This is a genomic window from uncultured Clostridium sp., assembly GCF_934754925.1.
Taxonomy (GTDB): Bacteria; Bacillota; Clostridia; order Clostridiales; family Clostridiaceae; genus Clostridium.
Window position 1 is genome coordinate 1 of the sequence record NZ_CAKVJA010000102.1, and the last position, 2,350, is coordinate 2,350.

General features: G+C 28.0%; 4 protein-coding genes and 1 pseudogene. 1 reads left to right on the top strand and 4 read right to left on the bottom strand.

What is annotated here, in order from left to right; translation table 11 throughout:
- The 4 genes from Q0G30_RS14120 to Q0G30_RS14135 all read right to left on the bottom strand — a co-directional run.
- Nucleotides 1–324: SusD/RagB family nutrient-binding outer membrane lipoprotein (locus Q0G30_RS14120; RefSeq protein WP_294391362.1), on the bottom strand; the 324-nt coding region annotated here is incomplete at its 3' end.
- Between the two features lie 629 nt (nucleotides 325–953).
- Entirely contained in the window at nucleotides 954–1,172 is a 219-nt protein-coding gene (locus Q0G30_RS14125; protein WP_294391365.1) for a hypothetical protein, read from the bottom strand.
- 19 nt (nucleotides 1,173–1,191) lie between these two features.
- Nucleotides 1,192–1,410 carry a hypothetical protein gene (locus Q0G30_RS14130; protein ID WP_294391368.1) on the bottom strand — a complete coding sequence of 73 codons (219 nt, stop codon included), beginning with the start codon at nucleotides 1,408–1,410 and terminating at the stop codon, nucleotides 1,192–1,194.
- Nucleotides 1,411–1,515: 105 nt separating this feature from the next.
- Entirely contained in the window at nucleotides 1,516–1,983 is a 468-nt protein-coding gene (locus tag Q0G30_RS14135; protein ID WP_294391371.1) for a transcriptional regulator, read from the bottom strand.
- Nucleotides 1,984–2,114: 131 nt separating this feature from the next.
- On the opposite strand from Q0G30_RS14135, the pseudogene Q0G30_RS14140 reads away from it, so the two are divergent.
- Nucleotides 2,115–2,350, top strand: a pseudogene (locus Q0G30_RS14140) (ABC transporter transmembrane domain-containing protein); the annotation flags it as partial.

Consider the following 2,350-nt stretch of genomic DNA (forward strand, 5'->3'; position numbering starts at 1 on the left):
GGTATCATTTTTGCAAGTGGCATTAAAACTACCATTATTAAAAGAAGAGTTATACCACTGCGGATAAAGCTTATAGCAGTCGTTATCTTCTTTTCCGGCATAGTTCCATGTCTTGATAGGAGCGCAATAGCTGGCAAATATATCACCGGTAAGCATCTGAGTTTCTTCGAACAAACCACCTTTATCTTTACCTACCACGAATATGCCTCTTTCCATCTGTGTAAAGTAAGCTCCGGTCAAGAGGTTGTCTTGTTCCATTTGTCCAGGAGTTACCTCATTAGGATTGATATTCCAACCCTCGAATTGACCGGTACAAGCTGCCAACAACAAACCTCCGGCCAGTAGAGCACCATTCAGTGCTTTTTTATATTTTAATGAATGTTAATTAGAAAATAACAATAGTTAGTTATAGTAGCACCAATCACAATCAAAATTCATAATTTCAGTACTTCCTCTTTTAATAAGATGTCGAGCGAATTTACAGTAATAAGCATATTATTAGTAAATAATTAGTTGTTTAATATGCTACTGAAGGCTGAATGCCTGAAGTTTTTTAATACAATTACAGGAGTACTTGCATTAGTTATTCATTGTATTCATTTGAGTTTAGAGTCTTTGTACCAAAGATGTTTTGTAAACGAAAAATAAATTGGTATTGTTAATAATAGCAATAAAGGTAATAATACGTTTATAAACCCGAATATTATCATTAAGTAAAAGATAGTGAAAAAATAGTATTTATAACTATTAATTATTTTTCTTCTTATTATAGGAGATACTATATAACAAGTATGATGTTTACCAAAAGGATAATAAATATATTTATTGTCCTTAGTTTTAATAAATGATTTAGTAAATATTTCATTAAATATTTGATTAAACATAAAATACCTCTCAAAAAAAGTAAAAAAAGTAAATAATTATATTAATTATTTGCTTTTTCTTATTGACTATTAGATTGGTGATAATGCGCCTATAGCGGCACCACTTAGAGCTCCACTTGTATAGCCCTTCCATATAGCGTTGGCACTTATGCCACCACCAATTACAACAGCTGTCATGCCGTATGCACCTCCAAGAATTGCACCAGCAATGGCACCACCTAAACCTCCGCCATTAATAGTATCTAAATCTTCATTTAGGTATGCTATAAAATTTTTATTATACACCATTTAAATCACCCCATTGTTACTAATCCCATAAAGAATATATTATACCACCTATTGCGCCACCTATTAAGGCACCAGCAACAGTACCACCTGGACCGGTAATTAGACCGATAGAACTACCTATTTTTACTCCAAGATATCCACCAGCAGTCATTGAAGTTCCCATTCCTATACTATTCCAATCAATACCACCATCAATATCTAACATTTGTTCATTGTTTAATTCTAAAAAGTTTTCCATAATCAAAATACCTCCATTTATTAATTTTTATAGTTTATAAAAATATTTATAATAATCTCCTTAAATTTTGGGGCCTTATATTAAGGAGAAAATTGACTTAAGAAATTATAGAATATTAGGGCTTATAGAAATATAAGCATCAGCGTGGAAATTTTCCATTTCTTCTTTAGTTTTTGCCTCTTTAATATTAATTGTATATAAAGAACTTATTGGCATTAGTTTATTATCTTCAATATACTTTTGTAGATTAATTATTGTATTTTGAAAAGTCATAGGATTTCCTTTATGACTTATTTGTAAGCAATTAGTCAATTTGAATTCATTTTTACACTTATATTTATCAGTATCATTAAATTGATCATTTAATGGTATTAAAATTTCTATATCCATAGATGGTACCATAGCTTGTGTAACTGAAAAGGTTGTTGAAAGCTTTGGACCAACAACTTTTAATCCATTTTCTTTAATAAAATTATCTATATCATTCATTTCTTTTTGTATTTCATCTTGAGTTAATGTTTTTCTAAATGATAATAGATTTTTAAAATATAAGTCTTTTCCAAGTTCAATCATTTTAATTTATTCCTTAAATAAATTTTTAAGTTTTGTTGTTGATATTATAATAGCAATTAATTTAATAGAAATTACAAATGTGGAACTAAATGTATATTTTTTGTGTTTAAATTCCAAAATTATTAATAATACTGATAAAAGTTCAAAAAAATCTTTTAGGAAATATTTTTGTTGCATCGATATTAATAACTATTTTAGGAATAATAGGATCTTTCTATTTTACATTTTTATTAGATGATATTCTTCCTAATAATTTAGATAAAAGCCTTTTGATAATATCTTTAGCAATGATAGGATTAGCAGTTTTTAGAGTAATTATAGAATTTTTTAGAAGTTTATTACTTATTCATATGTCTCAAAATATAGA